At 56.9% G+C, this 24,041-nt stretch carries 23 protein-coding genes and 1 tRNA gene; 10 read left to right on the forward strand and 14 right to left on the reverse strand.

Features of this window, described 5'->3' with window-relative positions:
* Positions 1 to 58 precede the first annotated feature (58 nt).
* The 9 genes from IG617_RS18405 to IG617_RS18445 form a co-directional block, all read right to left on the reverse strand.
* Entirely contained in the window at positions 59 to 1,624 is a 1,566-nt protein-coding gene (locus IG617_RS18405; RefSeq protein ID WP_192110718.1) for an ABC transporter substrate-binding protein, read from the reverse strand.
* A 118-nt stretch (positions 1,625 to 1,742) separates the two neighbouring features.
* Positions 1,743 to 2,237 carry a hypothetical protein gene (locus IG617_RS18410; RefSeq protein ID WP_192110719.1) on the reverse strand — a complete coding sequence of 165 codons (495 nt, stop codon included), beginning with the start codon at positions 2,235 to 2,237 and terminating at the stop codon, positions 1,743 to 1,745.
* Entirely contained in the window at positions 2,228 to 2,740 is a 513-nt protein-coding gene (locus tag IG617_RS18415; RefSeq protein WP_192110720.1) for a permease, read from the reverse strand. The genes IG617_RS18410 and IG617_RS18415 overlap by 10 nt, the downstream gene beginning before the upstream one ends.
* A 205-nt stretch (positions 2,741 to 2,945) precedes the next feature.
* Positions 2,946 to 4,607, reverse strand: coding sequence for an ABC transporter ATP-binding protein (locus IG617_RS18420; protein WP_192110721.1), 1,662 nt, complete (start codon positions 4,605 to 4,607; stop codon positions 2,946 to 2,948).
* Positions 4,604 to 5,476 (reverse strand): metallophosphoesterase, encoded by an 873-nt coding sequence (locus IG617_RS18425; protein ID WP_192110722.1) that lies wholly within the window; start codon positions 5,474 to 5,476, stop codon positions 4,604 to 4,606. Before IG617_RS18425 ends, IG617_RS18420 begins: the two co-directional genes overlap by 4 nt.
* Before the next feature lie 68 nt (positions 5,477 to 5,544).
* Positions 5,545 to 7,092 (reverse strand): ABC transporter substrate-binding protein, encoded by a 1,548-nt coding sequence (locus tag IG617_RS18430; RefSeq protein ID WP_192110723.1) that lies wholly within the window; start codon positions 7,090 to 7,092, stop codon positions 5,545 to 5,547.
* Positions 7,093 to 7,157: 65 nt separating this feature from the next.
* Entirely contained in the window at positions 7,158 to 8,051 is an 894-nt protein-coding gene (locus IG617_RS18435) for an ABC transporter permease (RefSeq protein ID WP_192110724.1), read from the reverse strand.
* Positions 8,052 to 8,981, reverse strand: coding sequence for an ABC transporter permease (locus IG617_RS18440; protein WP_192110725.1), 930 nt, complete (start codon positions 8,979 to 8,981; stop codon positions 8,052 to 8,054).
* Entirely contained in the window at positions 8,978 to 9,760 is a 783-nt protein-coding gene (locus IG617_RS18445) for an HAD-IIA family hydrolase (RefSeq protein ID WP_192110726.1), read from the reverse strand. The genes IG617_RS18440 and IG617_RS18445 overlap by 4 nt, the downstream gene beginning before the upstream one ends.
* Positions 9,761 to 9,977: 217 nt before the next feature.
* Between IG617_RS18445 and IG617_RS18450 the strand changes: the two genes are divergently transcribed.
* Positions 9,978 to 10,877 carry a LysR family transcriptional regulator gene (locus tag IG617_RS18450; protein ID WP_192110727.1) on the forward strand — a complete coding sequence of 300 codons (900 nt, stop codon included), beginning with the start codon at positions 9,978 to 9,980 and terminating at the stop codon, positions 10,875 to 10,877.
* A 106-nt stretch (positions 10,878 to 10,983) separates the two neighbouring features.
* On the opposite strand, the gene IG617_RS18455 is transcribed toward IG617_RS18450, so the two are convergent.
* From IG617_RS18455 to IG617_RS18470, 4 genes are all read right to left on the reverse strand, one after another.
* A tRNA-Arg gene (locus IG617_RS18455) sits at positions 10,984 to 11,060 on the reverse strand.
* A 288-nt stretch (positions 11,061 to 11,348) separates the two neighbouring features.
* Positions 11,349 to 12,830: a sensor histidine kinase gene (locus tag IG617_RS18460; RefSeq protein ID WP_192110728.1), complete on the reverse strand. Its 1,482-nt coding sequence runs from the start codon at positions 12,828 to 12,830 to the stop codon at positions 11,349 to 11,351.
* A gap of 75 nt (positions 12,831 to 12,905) precedes the next feature.
* Positions 12,906 to 14,333 carry a dihydrolipoyl dehydrogenase family protein gene (locus IG617_RS18465; RefSeq protein ID WP_192110729.1) on the reverse strand — a complete coding sequence of 476 codons (1,428 nt, stop codon included), beginning with the start codon at positions 14,331 to 14,333 and terminating at the stop codon, positions 12,906 to 12,908.
* Positions 14,334 to 14,387: 54 nt separating this feature from the next.
* Positions 14,388 to 15,182 carry a TVP38/TMEM64 family protein gene (locus tag IG617_RS18470; protein ID WP_192110730.1) on the reverse strand — a complete coding sequence of 265 codons (795 nt, stop codon included), beginning with the start codon at positions 15,180 to 15,182 and terminating at the stop codon, positions 14,388 to 14,390.
* 391 nt (positions 15,183 to 15,573) lie between these two features.
* Here IG617_RS18470 and rpmH point away from each other — a divergent pair, with 391 nt between their 5' ends.
* The 9 genes from rpmH (at position 15,574) to IG617_RS18515 (ending at position 22,832) form a co-directional block, all read left to right on the forward strand.
* A complete protein-coding gene (gene rpmH / locus IG617_RS18475; RefSeq protein ID WP_153770627.1) occupies positions 15,574 to 15,708 on the forward strand; it encodes a 50S ribosomal protein L34 in 135 nt (44 codons plus the stop codon).
* A gap of 29 nt (positions 15,709 to 15,737) precedes the next feature.
* Positions 15,738 to 16,178 (forward strand): ribonuclease P protein component, encoded by a 441-nt coding sequence (gene rnpA / locus IG617_RS18480; protein WP_209008605.1) that lies wholly within the window; start codon positions 15,738 to 15,740, stop codon positions 16,176 to 16,178.
* A 6-nt stretch (positions 16,179 to 16,184) separates the two neighbouring features.
* A complete protein-coding gene (gene yidC / locus IG617_RS18485) occupies positions 16,185 to 18,002 on the forward strand; it encodes a membrane protein insertase YidC (RefSeq protein ID WP_192110731.1) in 1,818 nt (605 codons plus the stop codon).
* A 208-nt stretch (positions 18,003 to 18,210) separates the two neighbouring features.
* Positions 18,211 to 18,852 carry a CatB-related O-acetyltransferase gene (locus tag IG617_RS18490; RefSeq protein WP_192110732.1) on the forward strand — a complete coding sequence of 214 codons (642 nt, stop codon included), beginning with the start codon at positions 18,211 to 18,213 and terminating at the stop codon, positions 18,850 to 18,852.
* Positions 18,853 to 18,922: 70 nt separating this feature from the next.
* A complete protein-coding gene (gene yihA / locus IG617_RS18495) occupies positions 18,923 to 19,570 on the forward strand; it encodes a ribosome biogenesis GTP-binding protein YihA/YsxC (protein WP_192110733.1) in 648 nt (215 codons plus the stop codon).
* Between the two features lie 86 nt (positions 19,571 to 19,656).
* Positions 19,657 to 20,544, forward strand: a complete 888-nt coding sequence (gene argB, locus IG617_RS18500) for an acetylglutamate kinase (RefSeq protein WP_192110734.1) — start codon at positions 19,657 to 19,659, stop codon at positions 20,542 to 20,544.
* Positions 20,541 to 21,281 (forward strand): pyrimidine 5'-nucleotidase, encoded by a 741-nt coding sequence (locus IG617_RS18505; RefSeq protein WP_192110735.1) that lies wholly within the window; start codon positions 20,541 to 20,543, stop codon positions 21,279 to 21,281. Before argB ends, IG617_RS18505 begins: the two co-directional genes overlap by 4 nt.
* Positions 21,282 to 21,360: 79 nt before the next feature.
* Positions 21,361 to 22,227 (forward strand): LysR substrate-binding domain-containing protein, encoded by an 867-nt coding sequence (locus tag IG617_RS18510; RefSeq protein ID WP_192110736.1) that lies wholly within the window; start codon positions 21,361 to 21,363, stop codon positions 22,225 to 22,227.
* 311 nt (positions 22,228 to 22,538) lie between these two features.
* Positions 22,539 to 22,832 carry a hypothetical protein gene (locus tag IG617_RS18515; protein WP_209008606.1) on the forward strand — a complete coding sequence of 98 codons (294 nt, stop codon included), beginning with the start codon at positions 22,539 to 22,541 and terminating at the stop codon, positions 22,830 to 22,832.
* Positions 22,833 to 22,872: 40 nt separating this feature from the next.
* Here IG617_RS18515 and IG617_RS18520 read toward each other — a convergent pair whose 3' ends face one another.
* Entirely contained in the window at positions 22,873 to 23,778 is a 906-nt protein-coding gene (locus IG617_RS18520) for a DMT family transporter (protein WP_192110737.1), read from the reverse strand.
* Positions 23,779 to 24,041: the final 263 nt, after the last annotated feature.

The raw sequence follows: 24,041 nt of genomic DNA on the forward strand, positions 1-24,041 counted from the left end.
CAGATCGCAACCCTGGAAAAACCGCGACCGGAGACCGGTCGCGGCACTCACGATCGGATTATTCAGCAGCGCCGAATTTCAAGTTGTCGGGACGGAAGTCCATGTAATAGAGCGACACCGGCCGCCACTGGATATCCTTTTTCAAGGCATATGTTTCCAGCGGGTTGTAGAGCATGGTGCCCGGTGCTTCGTCGTTCCAGATTTCCAGAGCTTCGCGATAGGCCTGCTGCCGCACTTCCATATCCGTGCCTGCAACGATGACATCATGAAGTTCGTTGAATTTTTCTGGAGCTTTCCACGAACGGGATGCCAATTGCTTGTTGTTCTGAACCGAGGAGTCCTTACCCCATTGCGGCACAAAAGAGCCGAGCGGATCCGGCATACGGTGAGTGTTTGACCAAGGGCGTATATGCACCGTGGAATCCTTGTCATTCACCTGTGTCCAGTTTTCAACTGGCTCCAGCTTGACGTTCAGACCCACATCTTTCCACATCTGTTGCATTGCCTGAGCAGCTTCAAGCGAAAGCAGATAGTAGTTGAGTGGCAGTTTGTAGACGATTTCCTCACCGTCATAGCCAGCTTCACTCAGCAGCTCACGGGCCTTTTCCGGACTGTATTCAAACTCCGGGAAGTCCTTGATGTGCATCACATACGAGGGCAACTGATGGCCATTCGGCGTGTAGTTCTTGTCTTCCCAAAGGGCTTCACGCAGCAAGGCGCGATCGATGGACTTTGAAAGCGCCTGGCGAACCAGTTTGCTCTCAAGCGGACCTTCGTTGAAAAACACCAGCATGTGAGTGTTGTCGAGCACCACTGACTCAACTTTGACGTCGTCGTAGCCATTCAGAACCGGAACCTGATCTGGTGGAACATTGACGATGATGTCGTATTCACCAGACACCAGACCGGCGATCCGCGCGGAAACTTCGGGCACGACTTTGAAGGTGATCGACTTGGCTGTCGGCATACCGCCAAAATAATTGTCATGGGCCGCCAGACGGATGTATTCGCCCTCAACCCATTCATCCATCTTGTAGGGACCCGTTCCGACCGGGTTGCGCGCAAAGGCGTCCTTGCCTTTCAGCATGTATTCGCGGGCGTTGACGATCCACATCGCATAGCCAGCAAGGCGCTGATCAAGAAGCACGTCCGGCTCTTTGGAGACGATCCGTACTGTGTATTTGTCGACTGGCTCGACGTGGGACAAGGTCAGCATGAACCGACGCGCAGCACCAACCAAAGGGTTGTAACCATGCCCCCGGCCCGCTGACAGCGAGAACACAACATCGTCAGATGTTAGCTCATCGCCATTGTGAAACTTCACGCCTTCACGCAACTTGAGTTCCATTGTGCGGTTGTCGATCTGCGTCCAGCTTTCGGCCAGACCTGGAACCAATTTGGACGATGCACCCGTGTCATCGGCCAGGAAATCGCGGCGGATCAAACTGTCGAACATGGAATAGGTAATGCGGACAGCCACATTCCCCATTTCCTCGATGGATTCCAGGCTGCCTGGAAGATTGTTTACGGCGACAACTAATTCAGGTCGATCATCAGCGATTGCTGGCGCAGTAAAGCCAAATGCCAAAACTGCAGCCGCAAGCGCCTTTTTAAAAATGCGCATGAGAAGCCCCTGTTCAGTATGAAGAACAATAAACTTCTAACATCATGCTTTATTTCTATTTTGAATGAGCTGTGAATATTCGATGAATTTACTTAATTCTCAAAGCATACGTATAGATTCAATTTGCCAACAAAGAAATAAAATACCCTATTGCCAAAGGTATCGGCGTTGCCAGCACCATGCGAAACAGCACAAAGCGGGTGCCCATTATGGGGATTTCCCAGACCAAAGTCCGATTTGATGACAGTAACAACCAGCCAAGTATAAAAGATACCACCTGTCCATGTCCGGCACCTGCCTCCAGCGCTGCCGCGCCGACCGCAAATGCAACGACCGGCCCTCCCGGCAGGATCATTCCAGCAACGGAGGCCCCAGCCAGTCCGACGATACCTGACCCCGCTCCCAGATAGGCGCTGACAAGGTCGGCAGGCAAGAGTGCGGCAACAAAACCAGCGCCCAGAATGCCGATACACAGGCGCGGCGCGATAAAAACAGCTTCGCGCGCAGCGTCCCGCAGGCCGCGGGCAAATGTGCCGTCGCTCCGTCGAAAGGCAATAGCACCAAGCGTGGCTGTCGCGGTCCAGAGCAAGATTGTGAATAGAACTAGGGCCATCTGGTTATCCTGGCCAACAGACCCGGGCAACGACGCTCGAAAACCTGCGCTCCCCATCCGAACAAAAACGGCACCGGCAGACACAGGCCATATCTGAGACCAACCAGGGAATAGTCGAAAAATGCCATTTTCCAGACGATGGTGCGATTGGCCCCCAGCAGCAGCCAGCTCGATACGAATGCGACCAGGACTCCGAAACCCGCTCCAGCCTCGTAGAAGGCAACAGCCAGCGGAAAGGCGGTCATTGGCCCACCCGGCAATATGACCCCGACCAGCACGGCCAGCGACATGCCCTTCAAGCCTTGATGTCCGCCAAAATGTTTGCTGATCTTGTCCTTGGGCAGCAGGAGCCGCAGCCAAGCGGCTAGAAGTACGGCGGCCAGCACCTTGGGACCAATACTGGTGATCAAATCGACGCCAGAGCCCAGAATTTCGAGAACGCGCCCTGCCCCATCGCGATGAAATACTGCGAGACCGGAGGCAAACGTCACACCCAAAACCAAGAAAAATCCAACATCGAAAAAACGTCTCTTAGGCGCGCTCGGACGGCGCGCTGTTCCCATATCGGGGATCAATTGCCCTTGGGGTGATGGACGATGCTGTGGGGACGTCATGAGGCCGCTCGTGTTTCAGGTACTCTATTACACCATCCGCAACTGGTGTCACCGAATTCGAGCAGGACAAACTTGGATAGGGTCAGGTTAGGATTTATACGGCGATATCCTGGTGTTCAAGACGATCATCCAACAGCCGCCGCCTTGCCGGATCAGGGCTTGGCACCGCAGCCAGAAGCTTTTGTGTATAGGCGTGCTTGGGATGACGTAAGACATCCTCCCATGACCCGGTCTCCACGATCTTGCCCTTGTACATGACCGCTATCCGGTGGCTAACCCGTTCAACCACTGCAATATCATGCGAAATGAACAGGAATGACAGGCCGTCGCGTTGTTGCAGGTCGAGCATCAGGTCCGTGATCTGACAGGCAATGGAGACATCCAGTGCGGAGACCGCCTCATCCGCAATGATCAGCTTTGGAGAAACCGATAGTGCCCTGGCAATACATAGACGTTGCCGCTGGCCGCCAGAAAACTGATGCGGAAAACGATCAATCGCGTCTTCCTCCAATCCGACACGGCTGACCAATGACGCAGCCAGATCCCTAATTTCTCTGGCCTGCACCATGCCATGAATGCGCGCTGGCTCGGTGATAAGGGCCTTGATCGACAGCCGCGGATTCAGACTTGCGTAAGGGTCCTGAAACACCATCTGGACATTCTTGCGCGAGGCTCTCAATTGCCTTGGCGGCAGACCCGTCAGCAGCTGCCCAGAAACCTCGACACGGCCGCTCTCAGGTTCGATCAACCGCAATATCGACCGGGCCAAGGTCGACTTGCCGCAACCGCTTTCTCCAACAAGCCCGAGCGTTTCGCCTTTGCGAACTGTCAGCGAAACACCATCAACGGCCAGCGTTCCGGCATCTGCCTTGCGAAACAATGATTTGCTCTTCGCGAAACGGGTGGACAGATTGTCGACGGACAGCACCGTTTCGAGACCTGCCTCGCGTGTCGTCGACCCTTCACCCAACTTGGGCGTGGCAGCCATCAATCGCTGTGTATAGGGCGCTTGCGGCCTTGCAAACAGATCTTCGACCGGGGCTTCTTCAACCTTTTCGCCGTGCCGCAGCACCACCACCCGGTCGGCGATCTCCGCCACCACCCCCATATCATGGGTGATGAACAGCACCCCCATTCCGATTTCATCTTGCAGCGATTTGATCAGCCGCAGGATCTCCGCCTGGGTCGTCACATCGAGCGCGGTGGTCGGTTCATCGGCGATCAGCACCTTGGGACGGCAGGCAAGGGCCATGGCAATCATGACCCGTTGGCGCAAACCGCCGGAAAGCTCATGCGGATACTGGGACAACCGCCTAGCCGGCTCGGGAATCCGAACCTCGTCTAGACCCTGTTTCGCGGCTGCAAGGGCATCCCGCTTGCTCATGCCCCGGTGCCGGATGAAGACCTCGGACACCTGATCACCGATCTTCAAAACCGGATTGAGTGACGTCATGGGCTCCTGGAACACCATGGAGATCTGGTTGCCGCGAACACCGGTCAGCGCGTCCTCACGCAGGTGCCTCAGGTCTGTCTTCCCGCCGTCATTCTCCAGCAAGACCGCTCCGCTAGTGATCCTCCCGCCTTCCCGTTCAATCAACCGTAAAATGGATAGGGCCGTTGCCGACTTTCCCGAGCCGGATTCTCCGACAAGCGCCAGCGTTTCGCGTGCACCCAACTCGAACGACACTCCCTTGACGGCTTCAAAGCCGCCAAACGAAACCCTGAGGTCTTCGACCTTTAGCACCGGACCGATCATTTCAGCCGTCCTTCCCGGCGCGCGGCAAACTCAGGATGTTCGGAAAAAACCGGCAGCGGCGGCGACCAGCGCGCAACAGCCGGGCGGAAGGAGTACGTTACGGGATCGCGGCCCTCCACCGTCCAATTGACGGTGTCATCGAGTTCCAGGATGCCGAAAGCACCGGCCGGGTCGCCTTGGGTCGTGAAACTCTCGGTCAGCGACTGCTGGGTCAGATGCGTGATGCCGTCGATGGTCGTGATGGTGTTCCAGTGAACATGTCCGGCCAGACAAACAACAGGGACGCTAGCCTGGGCGAGCGCAGCACGCGCGCGCTCAGCCATCGGATAGGTCGAAGCGCCCGGATTATTCTGAAAATAGTAATTGCCGACCTGGGAATGGCCGGAGACCGGCACATGACTGACCACAAGAAGCGGCCTGTCAGCATTTTGAACCGTCCTGAGCAACCATAGAAGATCCGCCTCCTGGAGGACGAAGCCGCTGTGCTCGGGTCCGCGCAGGATCTTGCTATCGGCCCGCCACAAGGCAATTCGCCAATCTCCTGCATCAAACGCCATATGCTGCAGAGATTGGCCGAGGATTTCCTCATTGTCGGAAACATCCAGATGGTCCCGGTCGTGATTGCCGTTGAGGTGATGGACCGGCGCTTCGACCTTCTTGAAGGCCTCCGCCACCTCCTGCTCCAGAACCAGATCCGTCTCGCGGTTTTCATCTGAAATCCGGTCGCCAAGGTCGATGACAAAATCGGGCCGGGCGTCATTGGAGAAGCGTGCAAATTTGTCCATCAGGTCGAGAGCGGTATCGCCTCTTTTTGTAGCGGACGGCTTTCCATGGTGAATGTCGGCGACAACTGCAATTCGAACAGGCACTGCGATGTTCCTCAATCAATAATACACAAGAGGAAGCGCCGCCGGAGTTCCGGCGGCGCTTCTGGATGTTAGTTGAAAGAGATAGAGCCTGCGCGGAAATCCAGCACGTAAGGGATGTGACCTTTTTTCGGCGCCCAGTTGACGTTGGACTTCATGGCCCAGCTTTCAAACGGACGGTAGAGCGGCAGAACAGGCGGGTCCTGCTTGATACGGTCCATCAGCTCTGCATATGCCGCATTGCGCAGCTCAACGTCACCGTTGAAGCGGAAACGCTCCCACATCTCGGCATATTCTTCGTCGGTGTTGAACCGGCCAGCACCTTCCGACGGACCGTCCGGAGCCCACATCACGCCGAAGGAACCGAACGGATCGGCGAAATACATCGGGTTGGACCAGCTGCGCGCCATCATTTCCGGATCGTTACCGGTCCACTTTTCAGTGACGTTCAGCTTGCCGTTGATGCCGGCTTCCGCCCACATTTCCATAATCGCCTGCGCGGCCAGAACACCATTGGTGTAGTAGACCGGGAAGGCATCAAAGACGATTTCCTCGCCGTTGTAGGAGCTTTCGGCCAGAAGGGACTTGGCCTTCTCCATGTCGTATTCGAAAGTAACCAGATCCGGTTGGTGCAGCTGGCCCATTTCTTCCATGGTGTGGGAGGATGGGACAACCGCCTTGCCGAGCCAAAGCGCTTCGTTGAGAAGATCACGATCGATCGACAGGGACATGGCCTGGCGGATTTTCGGATCCTTCAGATGCGGGTGGTTCACGTTCATGATCATGACGTGGAATAGGGCCGTTGCGGAGCCTTCGGTTTTCAGGTTCGGATCGGCGTTGATCAGCTCAAGCTGGTCCGGAGCAATGTTGGTGACAATGTCCGCTTCGCCAGTCTTCAGAGCCGTGATGCGCGACGCGGTTTCCGGCATGCGGATGACGGTTGCCTTTTCGAGAGGAGCCTGTTCGCCCCAGAAGCCGTCGAACCGCTCATAGACCACTTTCTGACCCGGCTGGAATTCCGCTACCTTGTAGGGGCCGGTGCCGACCGGTGTCAGGGAGAAAGCCTCAAAGTCGCTGTCTTCGGCAACTTTCGGGTCGCCGGTCAGGCCCTTGGTGTACTCTTCAGGAATGATCATGACCTGCTGCAGGTTCAAGAGCGTTTCCCAGAGCGGCTCTTCCCGCTCGACGCGGACCTGAACAGTGTAGTCGTCAATCTTGATGGCTTCGGCGAAGTTGCTGAGGCGATCCTTGGACCGGACAACGTATGGAGGGAAAGTCGCCTGGTACATGCGGTTCAGGGAGAAGACAACATCGTCAGCGGTCAGGTCTTCGCCGTTGTGGAACTTCACGCCTTCGCGCAATTTCAGTTCCATCAGGGTCGGCTCGATGAGTTTCCACTCGCTCGCGAGCGCCGGCACCCATTCCATCTCCAATCGGTCGTGGTTCTTTCCGACCAGAGTGTCAAAAGCGTTGTAGTAAAACTGCGAACCAACGTTGGAGTGGTCACGGCCCGGATCGAGATAATCGGAAACGTTGGCGGCACCAACGGTGACTTCAGCGGCAATTGCGCCAGTTGCCAATAGCGAAGCAAGCGCGGTCGTTCCAAGTAGTTTCATCATTTCAACAGCCTCCAAGGCAGCAGGGTTTGTCACTTGGCCGTTTGGGCTTCTGGTTTTTGAAAGGATCATCTCGATCTCAACCGCACATCAGCGTGGTCGCGGAGCCAGTCGCCGAGGATCTGGACGGCAAAGGTGAGAAGGAGAATTGTCAGCGCAGGTGCAAGGACGATCCAGGGTGCGGTCGGCAGGTAATCGCGTCCGGTCCCAACCATGGAACCCAGTGTTGCCGTGGGCGGCTGGACGCCCAAACCAAGGAAGGAAAGTGTCGATTCCCAGATGACAATGTTGGAAAAATTCAATGTGAATTGAACGACAATCGGTGACACCACATTGGGAAGAACGTGGACAAACGCGATGCGGAGCGGCGGCGCACCGGCCGCCTGTGCCGCTTCGACGAATGGCATCTGCCTTAGTTTTTTGACTTCCGCCCGAATGATCCGGGCAAATTGCTCCCAGCCATAGATCCCGAGCACCAGGATCATAATGTCGATGGAAGAGCCAAAAACCGACAGGGTCAGAAGCGCAATCAACGTCATCGGAATGGCGATCTGCGCATCCACCAGGCCCATGATGAGATCATCCAGATGCCCACCGGCAAGGCCCGCAACGAGGCCAAGCGTTCCGCCGATCAAAAGGCTTATGCAAGCTCCGGCGAGGGCAAGTGCAAACGTCAGTCGCAGGCCGAAGGTGCAGCGAGACAGGATATCCCGGCCCAGTTCATCGGTGCCGAGAAAAAAGCCGTCTTTGTAGCGATCAAAACCCAATGGCGGCCGAAGCCGCGAAATCAGGCTCTGGTCGTTTGGATCAAACGGTGCGACCAGCGGGGCTGCGACAGAAAGAACAACGAGGGCCAGGCCAACGAGCGTCGCAATCCGAACGATCCAGTTCGCTTGTTTCCACAAACCGATGCCCGGGAGCCGGATGGCCTTCAGCGTGAACGAATGGGAAATGTCGGTCATTCAGGTCCCCTTTGCCAGGCGAATGCGTGGATCGGCGTAGGCATAGGCAATGTCGACAGCCGCGTTGATCAAGATCACTGCGACCGCAACCGACAGGACACCGAACTGCAGCACCGGGTAGTCGCGCTGGATCGCCGAGCGCACGAGCATTTCGCCGATGCCCGGCCAGGAAAAGATCGACTCAACGACCACGGACCCGGCGGCGATCCATCCGGCAATTTGGAGCCCCATTACCGACAAAAGCGTGATGGATGCGTTGCGCAGACCGTGTTTCAGGATGACCACACGCTCAGGCATGCCTTTGGCCCGCGCTGTGCGCATATAGTCCTGGCTGAGAACGTCCAGCATGGCATTGCGCGTAAATCGGGTCAGCGCGGCCACCCACATCCCCGACATGGCGATGGTTGGCATGATGTAGTGGGAAAATGTGCTGTTTCCGACCACAGGCAGCCAGTTGAGCCAGTAGGAGAAGACCATGATCATGACGATGGCCAGCACGAACGCTGGAACCGCATAGCCGAGAAAGGCAATAATCATGATTGCGCTTCCGGCCAGTCGGTCGCGATAGATTGCTGCTGCTATTCCGAGAGGTATCGACACACAAAAAGTGAACACCATCGTGCCGAAAATCAGCTTCAGCGATGGGCCGATCCGCTCGGCGACAATGGCTGATACCGGTCGCCGCTCCAAAAAGGAAAGGCCAAACTCGCCGGACAGAATGGACCCCAGATAGTGCCAGTATTGCGTCCAAATGGACCCGTCCAGGCCGTAGTATTTGATGAGGAGCTGCTTGTCGTCTTCCGTGATTCCTACGCCGAGGACAAAATCAACCGGATTGCCGGAAAGACGGGTCGCGAAAAACACCAGACTGACAATCACGAAAAGCGTGACCGCCATCTTGATCAACGTCCTGAGGGTGTATCCGATCATATCGTCCTCATTGCCAGCGGCTTGTTGCCCGCGGCAACCAAGAATGGCGGCGCAGACGTGCGGTTGATTTCCGTAAAATCCTTCCCCATCAACCGTGCGGCCTCGCCATCCGTCTCGGGATTGTCACCGACGAAAACGCTGCGTTCGGGAAGTGTGCCCGACCTTTGAATTGCGGCGCTCAGGAGGTGCGTTGACGGTTTTCCGAAACACTCATAGGTGAGCCCCGGCAAACAGGCTTCCAGAGCGGCGAGCCAAGCGCCGGTTTCCGGAACCGGATTGCCGTCTTGGTCCGGATGCGTCTTGTCGATGTTGGCGACCAACAGGCGCGCGCCTTCGTTGAGATCAGCAATGACCTGTTCAAGGCAGTGGAGATTGAACGACGCCATCCGGTCGAGCAGCACATATTTGGCTCGTTTGGGCGAAAGGTTGAAACCCAGGAGCTCCGCCATCTGGCGCACGGGCGCATCTGTCAGACAACGAAGGCCAACTTTTGGGCTCACCTCGTTCAAATGGACTACCGCCTGTTCTCCAGCCCGCAGGATGCGGTCTTCGGAGACGGAAATCCCGAGGTCAGACAACCTGTTCGAGAGCGAGCGGGCAGTATCAGAAGAATTGTTGGAGACAATCCAGAGCCTTTCACCTACCACCGCGGTAAATTCCCGGGCACCCGGCAAGGCTGCACCGCCCACGATCAGGCAGCCATCCAGGTCGCATAGAACCGCTGCATAGCCGACGACCTTGTCGACTTCCAATCCGGAACAAATCCGATGCCCAGCCATAAAACTCCGTCCAGCCTTGGACAGTTCCGGAGATCCCGGAACCGCTGATTTCTATCGAATTGCAAGAGCCCAAGGGAGCCGGATGGCGATCCACTCCACTCGTTCCGACACCAAAGTTTCGTTTCGCTGTGACGCCCGCGTTACAGACCAAAGCTATGGTTTCATCAAAGCAAACAAGACGTCTTATCAGTGTGCTTCTCTCCTCTGGAGCGTTTGGATGTCAGTCACCTTGTCGAAAATCCGGGCCCTCAACGCCGTTGCCGAAGCGGGCTCCTATGCTGCCGCTGCCAGACAATTGCGTGTCAGCCAACCGGCCGTTTCACGACAGGTCCGCGATCTGGAAACCGAATACGCGGTCCGCTTGTTCGACAGGAAGAATGGCCAACTCAAACCCACGCCCCTGTGCACCGAACTGTGCGACATCGCTGAGCGCATGGCCGAAGCCGAGCGGAACGCTGAGCGACTTCTTAGCCGGAACAATACGTTGGTCAACGGGAGGCTATCGATCGGCTTGGGGAACTCTATGCCAGGCATGGCGCTGATCGCCGCCTTTCACAAGAAGCACCCCGGCGTCGAGATTTCCGTCGAAACCGGCTCGTTCGAGAACATCATCAGTGCAGTCATCACCCGGGAAGTCGATGTCGGCGTGCTTCCGGATGTCCCGGGCGACGGACGTTTCCGCCGGGAGCTCCTGATCCGTCAGAGCGTGGTGGCGATCGTCCATCCGGATCATCCGGCAACAGAGATCGGCCACCTCACGTGCAGAAGTCTGATGCAGGCGCCCCTCATCTTCCGGACAAAGGGTTCCTCGACCCAACGGGTGGTGGACCGGGCCTTTCGATCCTCGGACCTTATGCCGACGCCCCTCCTGACCCTGGACACGCGCGACGCGGTTTACGAAGCGGTGGTCAATGGCATGGGTATCGGCTTCATGTGGCGCAATGGCACCGGTCGGAACGACATTGTTCAGCGTGTTCCCGTGCAGGAAATGCAACGAGCCTATGAAGAGGTCGCCTTCGCACTCACAAGTGAAAAAAGCCTGCTTCTTGAAGCGTTTTTCATGGCCGTGAAGAACTTCCGGAATGGAAAGTTAGCGAACCCGATCACTCAAGTGTAACCCACTGCTGTAGCGCGCATCGCAGGGGGCAATGCAATCACAAGGTTTGAGAACGCTCTCGAAACAGTCTTTTAAAAACGGTTTAGGGGAAAATCATTCTAGGTGATGGTGCACCGGGGAGGATTCGAACCCCCGACCCCCAGATTCGTAGTCTGGTGCTCTATCCAGCTGAGCTACCGGTGCGTAGGCGTATGATCCGTTGTGAGGCTTCGTCGTTTTCGAGCTTCAAGCCGGATCCAGCGCATTGTCCGTATTGGTGCGACGATGGCGTCGCCCCCGGACTGGAGGGACTTCTACTTTGCCCGCCGACGCTTTGCAAGCGCCGTTTTTGTTTTTTTTGAACCACCTGGCAGCCGGTGATTAAAACGAGCAAACCTGCCGTTTTCGCCTGTGAAAAACTTCCACGGCAAATTTCCAAGTCTCGTTTTTGCTCTATCACTTTTCCACGTCATGATGGCGCGCGCAGTGCTCTCAGCGCCGATCGGGCATCTGGATCCTGAAGCATGTGCCCTGCCTCGCATCGTCCAGAGAGATTTCCCCGCCGTGTGCCTTGAGAAGCTCTGCGGCGATGGCAAGCCCCAGCCCGACCCCGCCCGCCTTGGACCCGCTGTGGAAGGCCTTGAACAGGGCCTTCTTGATATTTGCAGGGATGCCCGGGCCGGTATCAGAGACAAGGATATGGACACAATCGCCGCGGCGCTCCGCCTCGAGCACGATCCGTCTGACAAGCGTCTCATCACGCTCAGCCTCCAAGGCTTGAACAGCGTTTCGACACAGGTTCAAAAGGACACGAAAGATCTGCTCAGGATCTGCGTCGACCTCCACGCTGCCGTCGACCCGGTTTTCAAATGCAATCGTCGCATGGTCTGGCAGGCCGAGCACCTCGGCAACATCATCACACACACGCGTCAAGGCAATCAGCCGACGCTTAGGCGCTTCTTCCTGGGCCTTGCCATAAGACATGACCGCCTGAGTGTAAGAAACCGCACGGTCGAGGGTTGCCAGGATCTTCGGCGCGAGGCGGTTCACAGTCGGGTCAGGTACATGTTCCAGCCGCTCCAGGAACAATTGGGCCGAAGCAAGCAAGTTGCGCAAATCATGATTGATCTTTGAAACCGCCAGTCCCAGATCCGCAAGTCTCTGCTTTTGTTGCAAGGCACGGGAGAGCGCCTGCTGCATTGCAGCCAGGCGGACTTCAGCGTCCCCGAGCTCATCGTTCCGACCGGATGGCGCCGTGATGCGCGAAGCGTCTTCGGGCGCTTCGGCGAAGAAGTCCATCGACCGGGTAAGCCGTAGCAATGGCCTCACGAAAAGTGCACGCAGGCTGACATAAACCAGTGCTGCCGTGATGATGGATATCACAAGCGACAGCGCCAGAATGCGGCCTGAAAACGCCAGCATGTCCTGCTGAAGGAGACTGATGGGCAAGACGATATCAACGTGCTCGACCAGGCCCATCTGCCCTGCCCCGACGACGCGCATCAGCCCGTCGCCGCTATAAAAAAGGGTTCGGAAACTCTCCACAATCGCCCGCAGGGGCGTCATCTGTGCAAGATCGACGACAAACTCGACCTCAAATGGTGCGTTGCTCATTGCGATCAGGCTGCGACTGCTGCCCAAGTCCAACGAAATGGCAACAGCGCCAGTGGTTCGCAAAAGCTCTTCCTGAAGGCGTGGTGCAATCGTGTTGGTTTCACTCAGAACCGCGGCTGCCACACCAGCGGTCGTCAGACGATCCGTCAGCCATGTATTGCGAAAATTCGCGACCGAAGGCACATAGATGAAAATCTCCGCCAACATCACGAAGACAATCGTCAGCACCAGAAGCTTGCCGGAGAGCCCGCCGAGTTGATAGCGGGATCTTGCGAGCTGATCCCCTGCCGCCGCAAGGTCGGATGCGTCGTTCCCCACGGAAGGCGCGATTTCGCCCTTGGGAAGACCTTCGTGCTTCATTCAGGTCACTTTCACCGCTGTTTCATGCAAGGCAGCAAATCATAAGGGCGAGATCAAGGCACCCTTGCCATCGTCTCACCCAAACTGTGTCAGAAATCGCACAAGACGACGCACCCAGGGATTAGAAGGGGCGTCGGCATAATAGGAGGTCGCCGCGCGGCGTACCAACTCTCCCAATGTCGGGTAAGGCGCAACGAAGCCCGTCAGGTCCTTCATGGTCATTTTCTTGGAGATCGCCAGGGACAGAAGGTTGATCACCTCGCCAGCTTGGGCGCCGACGATGTCTGCGCCCAAAAGTTTGCCTCTCGGACCTGCAATAAGTTTCAAGCGCCCGATTGTGGCGCCTTCCGCCTGGGCCCGGTCATTCGCAGCATAGTCTGCAGTCAGGATCTTGACCTTGTCGCCATGCTGCTTCCTTGCCTGCGCTTCGTTCATTCCAACATGGCCAAGCTCAGGGGACGTATAGGTGACCCAAGGCATGTTGACCCGATCTTCGCGGACAGGAAGGCGGAAGAGGATAGAGCGAATGGCCAAGCCGCCATGATAGCCCGCCGCGTGAGTGAACTGCAGGCCGCCGATCACGTCGCCAATCGCGTAGATCTTCCGGTTCGAAGTCCGCAGACCCTTGTCCACCTTTATGCCGCCGCGTTCGACGTCAACTCCAGCGGCCTCGAGGCCAAGCCCGTCGAGGTTGGGCTTGCGGCCCGTCGCGACCAAGAGATGGCTGCCTTTGACGGAAACAGCGCCATGAGAGCTTTCGGCATCCACCTGGATCAGGCCGTCCACGGCTGAGACCGACTTGACGGCCGTGCCTTCCAGAATTTCGACGCCGTCCTTCTTCACGGCACTCAAGACGATGGCCGCGAGTTCCGGATCGTCCTTGCCCAGAGCCTTTTGAGCCTCGACAACTGTGACCCTTGATCCCAATCGTATGTGCGCCTGCGCCATTTCCAGCCCGATCGGCCCACCCCCGATGATGATGAGGTGTTCGGGAGCCTGGCGAAGCTCGAACAGGCTCTCATTTGTCAGATAATCAACATCCGACAGACCGGGGATCGGCGGCACCGCCGGGGATGACCCGGTGGCGACCACAAAGCGCCTGGCTCGAATTTCGGTTTCTCCCGCCATAACCGTATCAGGGGATGCGAACCTGGCTGCCGCCTTAATGACATTGACACCCAGCCCTTCGAAACGCTCGACCGAGTCGTGCGGTGCTATGGCAGCTATTACAGACCGCACATGATCATTCGCGCTGGCAAAGTTGGCCCCTGAAAATCCCGCCTCTACGCCAATCTTGGGATCCGGGCCATGAGCCTTGGCCGATTTCGCCGCGGACAGGAGTGCTTTCGATGGAACGCAGCCATAGTTGAGACAGTCACCGCCCATTAGACCCTTTTCTACAAGCACTACATCGACGCCAAAGGCAGCAGCTGCCGCGGCGACGGTCAGGCCGCCAGACCCGGCACCAATCACGCAAATATCGGGAGTCAAAATATCAGGCATTTGTTCTCGCTTTCGCGTTGTTATTCGTTCGAGGCATCTGTCATTGGTAGACGTCTAGCTTCCCGCTCCGCGATTGCGGATTTTCTTCAGCGCGACCGGGACCAGGGAGGCGATTCCCAAGGCGAAAAACGCCGCCAATAGTTCCGGCGTCACCAAAGCTCCAAGATCGACATGACAGGTCCCGGCTGCCGCACAACCCGGATTGGCGGCTTCCTGAGCTGCAATCACGCTGTCGAGCCCCGCTCCTATGAAGGCAAATGCATATGTCCCGGGAACGATCCCGATCAATGTGGCACCAACATAGGTTGCCAGCGGCACATGGAAGATCGCGGGTGCGATATTGACCAGCCAAAATGGGAAAACCGGTGTCAGGCGGAGAAAAAGGAGGTAGCTGAAAGCGTTCTCGCGGAAGCCTGAGGCCAGTCTTTCGACGAAGGGACCGGCCCGCCGCGTAAAGACCGAACCAAGCGACGAGCGCGCTGCCAGGTAGATGACCGTCGCACCCAGTGTCGCGGCGGCAACTGTCGCCGTTCCGCTGATCAACCAACCGAAGAGAAAGCCGCCAGCAATGGTAAGGAGCGATGCACCAGGAAAGGAGAGCGCAACTGCGACTGCGTAAAGAAGAATATATGCCAGAACAGCGGCAACCAAATTCTCGCTGACATAGCTTGCCAGGTCCTGGCGATTGCGGATCAGTTCTGAAAGCGTGAGGTGTTCATGCAATCCCATGAACCAGGCAACCGCCATTGCTACCAAGATGCACAACACCGGGAGCCAGCGACGGATCACATTGCTAGCACCCGCAGGCACTTGTGCATCCTCACTGTCTTCTGCCGCCTGTTTCGACATATTTCTTGCCCCACTGAAATTGGATCTTGGCACCGTCAAGTTCATCCTCAATCTGTTCGACGCGCCTGCTTGCAGACAGGTGTAGTCGAAAAGTGCAAATGAGAACTGTACTTCACCGACAATTGAGAGATGGTTGAACCAATCCGCTCTTAATTCACTCAATTGCGTTCTTTGCCCCGCAACAAATGCGGATCCTTTTTCGCTGGTTCTGTGCAAGATATTTGGTGTCTGACGCGTTGACTTGAGGCCTCGTCCCCCGTATAAGCGCGCTCGACCGGGACATGCACTCGGATCACAGCCTTTGGTATGGGCGCGCCGATAAGGCGCTTCGAGTGCTTCCTCCAAGAATTTCGAAAAACAAGGGCCGCGCTCATCTGCGCGGATAAGAACAATGAAGCGTACGTATCAACCGAGCCGTCTTGTCCGCAAGCGCCGTCACGGCTTCCGTTCGCGCATGGCTACGGCAAATGGCCGTCAGGTTCTCGCGCGCCGCCGGGCAAAAGGCCGCAAGCGTCTGAGCGCCTGATCGGCCTCACGCACGCGGCGTTGCCGGTGATGACTGTACCAGACACACAGCCTGCGCCGCCGATGAAAACACTTAAAAAGCGCTCCGAATTCCTAGCTGTCGCCAAAGGCGGACGGGTGGGTCGGCGCGCTTTTGTGCTTCAAGGCCTCAAGCGCGACTGTGATGATGCCCCCCGCATCGGGTATACAGTGACCAAGAAGACCGGGAACTCGGCAGCAAGAAGCCGGATCAAACGCCGTCTGCGCGCAGCTGTCGCAGCCTTGGATGCGAATGATATTCCACAGCATGCCGATTTCGTCCTGGTCGGACGCGAATCTGCGCTCTCCCTTCCCTTTCAAAATCTGGTATCGGACCTTAAGTCCGGAATGCCGCTTGCACTCGACCCAAAGTCGGGACAGCGTCGCAGAAAACCGCGCTCGTCAAATGGCAAGCCCGGGCCAGAGACAGTGCCGAGCAGAAAACAGGGGTAAATCCAGTTGTTCTCCGAAAATAGAAATACGATTCTAGCAATCGTGCTATCCCTGATCGTGCTTTTGGGTTGGCAATATTTTGTCGCCCAGCCGCAACTGGAGCAGCAGCAGGCGGAGCTGCAGGCACAGCAAGCAGCAGAACAAGCGCAGGCCGAACTTAACGGCGACCCGACCAAGCCGACACCGAATGCGGTGCCCGGGCAAGCGAGTGCTCCGACCAGCGGCGCCACAGTCATAAGCCTCACACGAGACCAAGCGATCGCCAGCTCACAGCGCGTCAAGATCGAGACACCGAAGCTCTCGGGATCGATCAACCTGACCGGCGCGCGCCTCGATGACCTGCGCCTCAAGGATTATCACGAGACCGTCGACAAGAGCAGCCCGACCATCGTGCTGCTGTCGCCCAAAGGCGGCCCGACACCCTACTACGCCGACTATGGCTGGGTTGCGGATCCAGGGTCAGATGTCGCCCTGCCAGAGGCTGATACCCTTTGGACGGTCGAAGACAATGACCAGCTAACGCCGTCGACGCCTGTCACACTGAGCTTTGACAATGGTTCCGGCCTGGTTTTCAAGCGCACATACTCGCTCGATGAAAACTACATGTTCACAATCGAACAGTCGGTTCAAAACAACACCGACGCTGCGGTGAACCTCTACCCCTATGGCTTGATTGCCAGGAATGGTCAGCCTGAAACTGCGGGATTTTATATTCTTCACGAGGGCCTGCTCGGCGTATTCGGCGAGGAAGGCCTGCGCGAGATCGACTATTCCGATCTTGAGGAAGAGAACCAGATCCGCCCTGAAGAAGTCGATCAAGGCTGGCTTGGCATCACTGACAAGTACTGGGCGACAACGCTCATTCCAACGCCAGGTGAGACCTTCCAGCCTAGCTTCAGCTATTCCACTGTCTCTAAGAACTTCCAGGCAGACTTTCTTGGCCAGGGCGTCAGCGTTCCTGCCGGGGGCGAAGACGGAACGAGCTCATATCTCTTTGCAGGGGCCAAACAGAAGCGCCTTCTGGACGCCTACGAAGAAAGCATCGGCGTTGCAAAATTCAACCTCCTGATCGACTGGGGCTGGTTCTATTTCCTGACCAAACCGATGTTCTTTGCCATTGACTGGCTGTTCCATCTGGTCGGCAACTTCGGTGTGGCGATCCTGCTCGTAACCGTGGGTGTGAAGCTCGTGTTCTTCCCACTGGCAAACAAGTCCTACGTCTCCATGAGCAAAATGAAGCTCGTGCAGCCGCAAATGACCGAAATTCGCGAGCGCTACTCGGATGACAAGGCCAAGCAGCAACAGGCGCTGATGGAGCTGTACAAGAAGGAAAAGATCAATCCACTTGCAGGGTGTTTGCCCGTGCTGATCCAGATCCCAGTCTTCTTCTCGCTCTACAAGGTGCTTTTCGTCACGATCGAAATGCGGCATGCTCCCTTCTTCGGCTGGATCCAGGATCTGTCAGCTCCTGATCCAACGACGCTCTTCAACCTCTTCGGGCTGATCCCCTGGGATCCCCCGCAGATGCTGATGCTCGGCGTTTGGCCGTTGATCATGGGCGTCACCATGTTCGTCCAGATGAAGATGAACCCGGCTCCGCCCGATCCGACTCAGCAGATGATCTTCACCTGGATGCCAGTGATCTTTACCTTCATGCTGGCCTCATTCCCGGCCGGGCTGGTGATCTATTGGGCCTGGAACAACACACTCTCTGTGGCGCAGCAGTGGCTGATCATGAGCCGGCAGGGTGTAAAGGTGGAGCTGTTCGACAATCTGAAGTCGACCTTCAAACGGAAGAAAGCAGAAGTCGAAGACAAGAGCTGACGGTTCTTTGAAATCCTGCTAAAGCACAAGGGCTCCGCATCGCGGGGCCCTTTTTATTGATCTCGATACGAACCCGCCGCCCCGGAGTACCGCGCCAATGATCTCCTAGGTCCAGACCCGTTCTGCAAGGTCTTCACCGACCACCGGGTCAACTGCAGCATCAGCTGCATTCTTTCCTTGCGCAACATCTGACACTTACGGAGGCCCCATGCACGGTCCGGATCCGCAGGCCCGTTTCCCATTTTCGGGCGCACAACACACCGTCTTTATCAAAAACGTCATTTCCGGCAGCAATATCGAGGCCGGTGACTACAGCTATTACAATGACCCATTCGAAGCGGAGCGCTTCCAGGAAAAATGCGTTCGCTATCACTTTGATTTTCTCGGAGACCGCCTGGTCATTGGTAAGTTCTGCGCCCTGGCGACAGGCGTCGAGTTTATCATGAACGGCGCGAACCATGCCTTCGACGGACTATCAACCTACCCTTTCCATATCTTTCAGGAAGGCTGGGAAACGGGTTACGACACTTCCGTTTTCCCAAAGCAGTCTCGCGGCGACACGATCATCGGAAACGATGTCTGGATCGGGACGGGTGCAACCATCATGCCCGGCGTTTGTATCGGCGACGGCGCAATCATTGGCGCCAAGGCCGTCGTCGCCCGCGATGTCCCTCCCTACTGCGTGGCGGTTGGCAATCCGGCCATGATCGTGAGGCAACGCTTTTTCGACGACATTATCTCCCAGATGCTGGAAATAGCCTGGTGGGACTGGCCGATCGCCAAGATCACGGAAAACCTATCTGCGATACGCGGAGCCGATCCAGCTGAATTGCGCAAGGTTGACCGCTAACATCAGGCAAGACAGGGCGTCCTGCATCGTCTACTCGACGCGGGGCGCAATGCCAGCTAGAAGACCAAACATGAGCGAAGAAGAAAAATTCACCGAAGACCAGATCGAAGCCGGCCGCCTGCTTTTCGCCAAGCGCTGGGACTTTCTGACCAGTGTCACCGACATGGCAAACCTCCCCGACATTGGCGACACCGAGATTGCCTTTGCCGGACGCTCCAACGTTGGCAAATCCAGCCTCATCAACGCGTTGACCGGACGCAAGGGACTGGCCAGAACTTCGAGCACGCCAGGTCGAACCCAAATGCTGAACTTCTTTTCAGCAGACGAGGCGCCGCTGACCATCGTCGACATGCCGGGGTATGGATATGCCCAGGCGCCGAAGGAGCTGGTCGAGGCCTGGACAAATCTGGTGTTTGCCTATCTGCGCGGACGGCCGACCCTGCGCCGCGTCTTCCTGTTGATCGACAGCCGGCATGGCATCAAACCAATCGACCTGCAGGCGATGGCCCTGCTCGACAAGGCGGCCGTCATCTATCAGGTTGTCTTGACCAAGTCGGACAAGATCAAACCTCCAGCCCTGACACGCCTCAAGGAAGAGACGCTTGCCAACCTGTCAAAGCGGCCAGCTGCCTTTCCGGCAATCATCGCAACATCCTCGGAAAAGGTGAACGGCATCGAGGAGCTGCGCGCAGAAATCAATCATCTGGTTCTGAACTGAGTTCAGGCCTTCTGATTGAGACGCGAAACGAAAAAAGCTATCAAGCCACGCACAAGACGTGAATCCAAAGTGAGACCACCCGCCCAATGACTTCCTCGGATCAGCATAGCCGCGCCCATGTCATCGCTCAGGCCCTGCCGTACATGCAGCGCTATGATGACCGAACGGTTGTGGTCAAATACGGTGGCCACGCAATGGGCGACCCGGAGCTTGGCAAGGCCTTCGCTCGCGACATCACCCTGCTGCGGCAGTCCGGCGTCCATCCCGTTGTTGTCCACGGTGGCGGACCCCAGATCGGAAAGATGCTCACACGCCTCGGAATCGTGAGTGAGTTCAAGGCAGGGCTGCGTGTAACAGACAAGGCGACGGTCGAGATCGTCGAAATGGTTCTGGCCGGATCGATCAACAAGGAAATCGTCCAATCGATCAACGCAGAAGGTGGCCGGGCGGTCGGCCTTTGCGGCAAGGACGGCAACATGGTCACGGCCGAGAAACTGCGTCGCACCGTTGTCGATCCGGATTCAAACATCGAGAACGTCGTTGATCTGGGTTTTGTGGGCGAGCCGGCGGATGTCAATCCAACGGTCCTGAAGCTGGTGCTCAAGGAAGACCTCATCCCGGTTGTTGCGCCGGTCGCTCCGGGGCCCGAAGGCGAGACCTACAATATCAACGCCGACACGTTTGCCGGGGCTGTTGCCGGATCTCTCAATGCAAAACGTCTGCTGTTTCTTACCGACGTTCCCGGCGTTCTCGACGGCGAAGGCAACCTGATCAAGCAGCTGACCGTTGCCAAGGCACGTGAGCTTATTGCGGATGGCACGATTTCAGGAGGCATGATCCCGAAGGTGGAAACATGTATCGAGGCTCTGGACCAGGGCGTTGAAGGTGTCGTCATCCTGGACGGAAAAGTGCCTCACGCCGTGCTGCTGGAACTCTTTACCGATCGCGGCGTCGGGACGTTGATCCGCCCGTGACCGGCAAGAAAATCATTTCACGCGAGGGTTCCCATGCCCATGCGCAGGACCTCAGGGTCTTCAAAGGGGTCGAAGCCTGGATCTTCGATCTCGACAATACTCTGTATCCTGCAGAGACTGATCTCTTCAGCCAGATCAATGATCAGATCGCAAGCTATGTCGCCCGCCTGCTCAACCTGGGCAAGGACGAGGCAATGGCGCAGCAGAAGGCCTACTATCATCAATATGGCACCACGCTGCGCGGCCTGATGATGGAACACGACATCGACCCTGACGATTTCCTCAGACACGCTCATGACATTGACTATTCAAACATAGCACCCGACCCAGCCCTTGGCTCGGCGATTGCTGACCTGCCCGGGCGCAAATTCATTTTTACAAATGGCGACAGGCCCCATGCCGAGCGAACCGCGACAGCTTTGGGGATCACCGACCATTTTGAAGACATCTTCGACATAGTGGCCGCCGACCTGATGCCGAAACCGAACCGGGAAACCTACGACATTTTCCTGCAGCAAACTGGTGTCAGTCCAGCGCGCGCAGCAATGTTCGAAGACCTTCAGAAAAATCTCGATGTCCCGCACCGGCTCGGCATGCGCACTGTTCTGATCGTGCCTTCGGGAACGAGAGACGTGTTTCGTGAAGGGTGGGACCTGGAAGGCGAGGACCAAAGTCCCGTCGACTTCGTTACCGATCATCTCGCCGGCTTCCTGACCGCTGTGAAAGGCGCACTCTAGGGCACGACTTTAGAACTCTGGCTCTGGGCTTCTGCCTGTCGTATATTGAGCTAATCTCAAACGATAGGTCGGTCGAGCCATGGCGTCCTTGCGCGCTCTTCATGCATTTTCTCTTCTGGCACGCCATGGCCGGGCAGCACAAGCAGCTGAAGAACTTGGCGTCTCGCCGTCCGCACTTTCCCATTTGATGCGCAAGCTGGAGAGTGAGCTTGGTGCAACGCTTGTTCTCAGAGATGGGCGCGGGCTCACGCTCACAGAAGAAGGCCAGCGTCTTGCTCTTGGCATAGGCGACGCCTTCGACCGAATTGAAGGTGCCGTCGACAGTTTCAAGCGGCGTGGGCGCACCGAACTCAGAATCAGCACGGTCTCCACATTCGCAACGCGCTGGCTCATTCCGCGCCTTCCCGATTTTCAAGCGATTCAGCCCGACGTTGAGATCCTGCTGTCTGCCTCGACCCGTGTCATCGACCTCGAACGAGAGAATTACGACTGCGCCATTCGCCTGGGTAAAGGCAACTGGCAGGCCATCGACAGCACCTTGCTCTGGCAAGAGCATCTCGCCGTTGCCATGGCGCCTTCTCTGCTTCCCGGCGAAGGCGGCAAGCCCGGTGAGATACTCTCCAAGCTGCGCTTGCTGCACAGTGCAAGCCGCCGCAATGATTGGTCTCTGTGGCTGAACGAAGCTGGCCTCGAGCATAGCGAGGCAACATCCGGAACGCTTCTTGAAAGCCGTGATCTGGCAATTCAGGCAGCGATTGCCGGCATGGGCGCAGTCGTTATCGACCGACGATTTGTCGAGCAGGAAATCGCCGCCGGTCACCTGGTTATGCCCGATTGGCCTGTTCTCGAATTGGATACCGGCTACTGGTTTGTCCGCTCCCCCAACCGGCCCTTGTCACGCCCCGTCTCCGCCTTCAGAGACTGGCTCCTCAAGGCCGCGGGTTAAGGTTCGCGTAGTGGGCGTGTGCCCATGAGCAACACTGACGGTGCTAGATGAAATCCTTTGATTATCCTTTGGCGCTGGACAATTCGGATCCAACCCGGCGCTTGTCAGGCCGCCTCCCCGCCGCCACTTGAACAACCGCGGCTGTTCACGCCATACTGAAATCGGGGTTAGATGCAGAGTTAAACCTGCATTCTCAAGTAATTGGGGGAGTATTAATGTTGAAGAGATTGAGCCTCCGGCTCTTGCTGGTTTTGTGCAGCCTACCTTTCATCCTTATTTTGGACGCTTCGCAGCAGGTCCGAGCGGAAAGCTTGACCTGGGAGTTCCGCAGCGAACATCCGAAGATCGTTGATGTTGAGCTTTATTCGGACACCCGGCGCGGGCATGTTTGGCCGGGCAACAATAAGGTTTACGTACTGGACGACTACAGCAACAAGACCATTCGCATCTCCTGCCGCTACGGGGAGAAAGTCTGTTATGGAGCCTGGGTCCGAAACCGCAACAACAGTTACTGGGGCGTCGGCTATAACAACCGAAACAGATGCCGAAGCTGCTGCTACACCTGCGACGGCGGCAGCACAAAGGTAATTGTTCTCAACCAGTAAGCCGTCGGGAGCAATTGCCAAGATCAAGCCATGCTGGCCGTCATGAAGACAGAATGATTCCGATGACGGCCAGCATGATCAGACTACATCCCAACAGCTCATTGCGTGAAATCGCTTCGCGGAACACAAGCCATGATACGGCAAACGTGAAGACCAGCTCGATCTGCGCCAGTGCTCGCACATAGGCCGCAGGCTGAAGTGTCATCGCTGTGAACCAGCCGAGCGAACCGAGTATTCCAGCCAATCCCACCAGCGTGGATATACGCCAATGGCGTAGTGTAAGGCTCAACTGATGTGGCGTTCGGAAAAACATCCAGCTCGCCATGAGTGCTGATTGGAACAATTTCACACAGGCCAGTGAGAAGCCCGCCTGCATCAGAAACCCTGGCCCGCCCAGCGACAATGAGGCGGACCGGTAGAAGGCAGCAGAGGCACCAAACAGAGCTGCCGACGCCAGTCCGATCAGTGCGGATTTTCCGATGAGTGAGCTGGTAATTGCCTGCGCACTGAGCTGCGTGCGCGCCAGTGAAATCATGACAACGCCTGCGATGCCAAGAACGATACACATCATGACCGGTAGCGACAGCGTCTCGCCAAGCAGAACAAATCCGAACAGGGCTGCCTGGATCGGCTCCGTCTTGGAATAAGCTGTCCCGACGGCGAAATTTCGATAGGAGAAGAGATGGATCAGCAAGAAGGTCGCGCCGATTTGCGCCAGACCTCCCAGCGCGCCAGACACCAGGAATGCGCTATTGATCCGGGGCAATGGCATCCCGGCGAAGACATGCAGGATGCCAACGTAAAGAAGCGCGAATGGAAAACCATAGCCAAAGCGGACGAAAGTGGCTGCAGTCGTGCCGAAGCTGTCCTTGAGGTGGCGCTGAAGCGCTGAACGGAGATTCTGGCAAAAGGCCGCAAAGACAGTAATCGGGATCCACAGTTCCATATGCCGTCCTTTTCTGTTGGCCTGCGCCGCCCAGCGACTGTCTCCTTTGATCAGGATCTATGTCCCCTGGCCCTCAATACAATTGACTTGTGCTCAAGCGAGATGACGGCACCGAGGTTCAGATCACCAAATGCCCGAATGACGGGGGTAAGATCAAATCGCCGATGTGCTGCGGCCCGGAGATGATCTGTGTAGCGACCTGGATCTGACCGACGAGGCGATCGGGTTCACTTGAACCGTCGACGCGCAATGCCCAGCCAGCA

This window comes from Roseibium polysiphoniae (assembly GCF_014842925.1).
Taxonomy (GTDB): Bacteria; Pseudomonadota; Alphaproteobacteria; order Rhizobiales; family Stappiaceae; genus Roseibium; species Roseibium polysiphoniae.